Genomic DNA, 4,826 nt, shown 5'->3' with positions numbered 1-4,826 from the left:
GTATTATTTAATTTACTACTGTATATATAAGTTTACATCATGAATGGGGCAAACGATTTAGATGAAATACGCGTTGCAATAGATGAGTGCGATAGCGAGCTTGTCGCGTTACTTGCAAAGCGCAAAGCATTGACTGAGCAAGTTGGAAAAATAAAACAGCAAAAAGGTGCACCGTTACATGTGCCAAAGCGTGAAGCTGAGCTTATCAGAGCACGCCGTATGGAAGCCGAAGCTAAAGGGGTTAACCCTGATTTAGTCGAAGATATACTGCGTCGCATGATGCGAGAGGCCTACGAAAACCAACAAAGTGAGCTTGCCTGTGCCTCACCCAAAATGTCGCCTATCGTTATAGTTGGGGGTCAAGGTGCGATGGGTAAGTTATTTGCGAAACAATTTAGACGTTCTGGCTACGAGGTACGATTACTAGACAAAGACAATCAATCACAGGCTACTGAGCTGCTGAGTGATGCTAAGCTAGTATTGGTGAGCGTACCAATTAATGCGCTAGAGCAAGTCGTCAACGAGCTACCCGCGCTACCTGATGACTGTATTCTTGCCGATATTACCTCGGTGAAACAAGCACCGCTTAAAGTTTTATTGAACAAACATAATGGCCCTGTGGTTGGACTGCACCCTATGTTTGGTCCAGATATATCTCACTGGGTGAAGCAAACTGTTGTGGTGTGCGAAGGGCGTTTGCCAAAACAATGTGAAGGATTAATCAAGCAACTAAAGATCTGGGGCTGCCAGCTGGTATCCATGGACGCTAAAAAACACGATCAATCTATGCAGATCATCCAAGTTATGCGCCACTTAACGACTTTTGTATATGGTCAGTTTTTATCTAAGCAATGCCATTCATTAAAAGACCTAAGAAGCTGCTCATCGCCTATTTACCAATTAGAGCTGATGATGGTGGGACGGCTGTTTGCACAATCCCCAGAACTTTATTCAGATATCATGCTTGCGCAATTTAACGATGTAGAAGGCTTATTGGCAAGCTATCAAGATACCTTTGAGCAGACATTAACTAAGCTACAACAAGGCGATAAAGAAGGCCTAATGCAGTCTTTCTCAGAGGCCAAACAGTATTTCTCAGAAAGCGCGAAACACTTCCTATCACAAAGCCGTGGCCTGCTTAACAAAGCCAATGACGCTAAAGTGTTGGACTATGAGGAAAGTATTTAGCGCCAAGGTATGTCTCCTACATCACGGGTCAAATAGTGTTGTGGGAGTGGCTTTACGTCACGATTTTACGTAGGTCGCTATTTATGGCGACAAATAACTTTTCGGCGCAGATTCTATAGCGTTTTGTTCTAAGCGTTAGCCTGACGAAGCAAAGTATCAAATAACACCCGTTGCTATCTGCAGCAATGCTGAAAATACAGTTCCAAGCATGAGGTGGGTGTCAGCGATTTCGTACAAATAGTGTTGTGGGAGCGGCTTTACGCCGCGATCTTTATGTCGAAAAATATCCTCGAGTTACTGATACGAGCGCATTTTACTTCAAGCGCTAGCCGATTAGCTGAAAATTGTACCCTTAATAAAAACGATTGGTGAAGGATCTGGTATGATACACCTAACCGTTGGAATAGCGCCTACTAACAGGCGCATCGTTAAGGGAAACTTTGAATGAATACTCAACCGTGTTCTGAGCGCCTTTCAGGTTGGAAGCTTGATGCTAAATACTGGATAGAAAATACACTTAAACAACTAAATTACAAAAAAGTTGATGAGCCAATCATTGTTGAAGATTGGTTTTTAGGGGATGTGTGGCGCATTCCAACCGAAAAAGGAAATGTATATTTTAAAGCAACAGCATCATTGCCACTGTTCTCTAATGAAGCTGGAGTTTGTGACTTTCTAGCCCATATTTTCAAGGGGAAAGTGCCGGAAGTTTTAGCTATTGATAAAGGCCGTCGGTGGCAACTAACGAGTGATTTTGGGGAGCCGCTGGACGAAGATGTAGACTTGACGGTGTGGAATGATGCATATCAAGTATGGGGAGAAATCCAGAGCTTATCTGTTGAGCATGTTGATAAGTTGCGACAATCAGGGTGCCAATCACGAAGTATCGAAAATTTATCAACACAGCTTATCTGGCATTTTAACCAACCCGAGATCGCAGCAATTTTAACAGATAGAAATATTGTTTTTGATAATAACTTCTTGTCTAATTTAGAAATAGAAATTCATAAGCTTAAAGAATACTCGTTGCCAGATTGTCTGGTTCATGGTGACTTACATGAAAGTAATATGGCAAGAACGGCTGAATCTTATTTGTTTTTTGATTGGAGTGATGCTTGCGTTACTCATCCATTTATGGACGGTAATTTCATTTATCAGTTTTCAGAAACAAATTTGAAGCAGAAGCTAATTAAAAATTATTTGTCAAATTGGCGTCATTATTTACCTGAATTAGAACTGCAAAGAGCGTGGCAAGCTGCAGAACCAGTTTGCTATGCACATCATACTTTAAGTTATGCGTCTATTATTTTGAATGCTTCAGGCGGTAATGAAGATGATGTGAGTGATTTTACAGAATCATTTACAAGATATTTGTCTTGTTTAACCAATGCAACTCGACGCCAGAAATAGAATTTAATTATTCGCAAAAACTCTAAAGTGCATATAAAAAATGCTTATAGGCGTTATGTATTAGCGTCGATATCGCATGGCTCACATCTTAACTGGGCATTATATGCTCTCTTAAAAAGTCTTAAAATAGCGCGCAATCAGCGTTTTGGAATAGCGGAAGAATCATGTCTCACACTGTTCAGCAGCAAATCGCAAGCATCGCTTTAGTCGTTGAAAATTACGATGATGCGATAGAGTTTTACACGCAAAAACTTAAATTTACGCTAGTTGAAGATAGTGATTTAGGAGGTGGTAAACGCTGGGTTCAAGTCTCTCCTCCAAATTCCAATGGTACGAACCTACTGATGGCTCAAGCCAGTACATCAGAACAAATGCAAGCAGTAGGGAATCAAACTGGTGGTCGTGTATTCTTGTTTCTACAAACTAATGATTTCTGGCGTGATTATGAGTCAATGAAGACACAAGGTGTTATATTTAATTAAGAACTAAGAGCTGAAGAATATGGCACAGTAGTGGTATTTCAAGATCTCTATGGTAACAAGTGGAATTTACTGCAACTAATATAGAGTCGTTAAGTAACACGTACATAACCTGAGGTTTGGATAAGGAGGTATCGGTGAATCGTTCCATCAAATCAAAATTGCCCCTAATATTGCTTGTTTGTATTTCGTTATGGTGGGGGTTTTATTACCAATCTAATGGCTCGCTTACTGATTAAAATCTATCCCATTGTCAGTCATCACAAAATATCGTTTAATAAGGGCATTCAGCCCCAATCATGATGTTTACTGGGTTAAGCAGTTTAAAAGGAATATTGATGTTAGAACCGAGCCTCATTAAATAGTAAAATAAGTGACACCCCTCGCTATTTCCATCTTTGTGGATGGATATTTCCTCATTCTCTCTTACATTGAGCAATTTCAATCAAGTATCTTGCTTTTGATATGATTAAGCTTGTCTGCAGTTCTACTAACACATAGGCGCTTTATGCAAAGCAATCTTTTACAGCAGCGTATTTCGCTCGTTTGCGATTATATCAATCAACATTTAGATGATGAATTAACAGTGAGTTTGCTTAGTGATGTTGCTGCTTTATCTAAATTTCATTTTCATCGTGTATTTGTGGCTTTTATGGGCGTGAATGTGGGTAAGTATATTTTGCTGGCGCGATTAAAGCGGGCGTCTTTTCGCCTAGCATTTGAGCGCGATATTAAAATTATTGATATTGCACTTGAAGCAAAGTTTGATAGTGCTGAGGCCTTCTCTCGAGCTTTTAAACGTACTTTTGAACAAAGTCCTTCACAGTTTAGACAAGCTGCAAATTGGCCTAGTTGGTATGACATTTTTAATTTTTCACCGCAAAATTTAGGAGTGCAGACAATGCAGGTCGATATTATTAACTTTGAACAGACACAAATTGCTTTTTTAGAGCACAAAGGGTCAGCAAAACAGATATTTGAAAGTGCCGGCAAGTTTATCGCTTGGCGACAAAATAGCGGACTTTCACCAATTAATACGAGTCGAACATTTGGCATGCCTAATGGCGACCCTGAAGCCATGGCTGAAGACGCATTTCGTTTTAAATTGTGTGGCTCAGTAAACACTGGAGTATCAGATAACGCGTTTGGCGTCGAAAATGGTGTTATTCCACAAATGCGTTGCGCCAAGGTAAGGCATTTAGGGAGTCACGACAATATGGAGCAAACTATACGCTGGTTGTATCAAAACTGGCTAGCAGACAGTGGCGAATTGCCAAATGCGCATTGCTGCTTTTTTGAATATCATAATTTTGTGCATCAAGTGGATGAGTGCGACTTGATCACCGATATTTACCTGCCATTGCAAAATTGATGATAACGTTACTTGGTTTGCATTTATGGCTAATGTATCTGCCTATAAGCAAGTTACTAATATTTATTTGCTTTGCTATAGCAATCATTGTTGCTCTAGCGAAGCGAGTTCTCAGCGCTGCAAGTCGAGTCTGAGCGTTTATTATCAAGACTTACCAACCTTCCGTTTAGCTTTGACATTTTACGAAGTAATCTTATGTAGGTCGCCATTTATGGCGACAAACAACCTTGCGACATATAAAGTTGAGCATTTTTAATGCGTTAACTAAACACTATTTGTATTTAACGAGCCAACAAAAAGCTTATGCAGACCCCCCTCGCATGTAGCAGGTGATTTGCGTGTTGAAATTATAACCATTGACTGGTAACTTACTAAAA

The 4,826-nt window shown here is 40.0% G+C and carries 3 protein-coding genes and 1 pseudogene; all 4 read left to right on the top strand.

Annotated features, from left to right (window positions below; translation table 11 throughout):
- Window positions 1–39 precede the first annotated feature (39 nt).
- The 4 genes and pseudogenes from tyrA to L1D50_RS21560 all read left to right on the top strand — a co-directional run bounded on the left by tyrA (window position 40) and on the right by L1D50_RS21560 (window position 4,449).
- Window positions 40–1,188 (top strand): bifunctional chorismate mutase/prephenate dehydrogenase, encoded by a 1,149-nt coding sequence (gene tyrA / locus L1D50_RS21575; RefSeq protein WP_128726852.1) that lies wholly within the window; start codon window positions 40–42, stop codon window positions 1,186–1,188.
- A gap of 444 nt (window positions 1,189–1,632) precedes the next feature.
- Window positions 1,633–2,598: a phosphotransferase gene (locus L1D50_RS21570; RefSeq protein WP_138523811.1), complete on the top strand. Its 966-nt coding sequence runs from the start codon at window positions 1,633–1,635 to the stop codon at window positions 2,596–2,598.
- A gap of 164 nt (window positions 2,599–2,762) precedes the next feature.
- A pseudogene (locus tag L1D50_RS21565) lies at window positions 2,763–3,164 on the top strand (VOC family protein).
- A gap of 421 nt (window positions 3,165–3,585) precedes the next feature.
- Window positions 3,586–4,449, top strand: coding sequence for a GyrI-like domain-containing protein (locus L1D50_RS21560; RefSeq protein WP_239966792.1), 864 nt, complete (start codon window positions 3,586–3,588; stop codon window positions 4,447–4,449).
- The last annotated feature ends 377 nt before the right edge of the window (window positions 4,450–4,826 follow it).

It is taken from the genome of Pseudoalteromonas sp. Isolate6 (assembly GCF_022398435.1).
In the GTDB taxonomy this organism is placed as follows: Bacteria; Pseudomonadota; Gammaproteobacteria; order Enterobacterales; family Alteromonadaceae; genus Pseudoalteromonas; species Pseudoalteromonas galatheae.
Note: the sequence above shows the minus strand (reverse complement) of the source record. Positions and strands in the feature narration are given on the sequence as shown.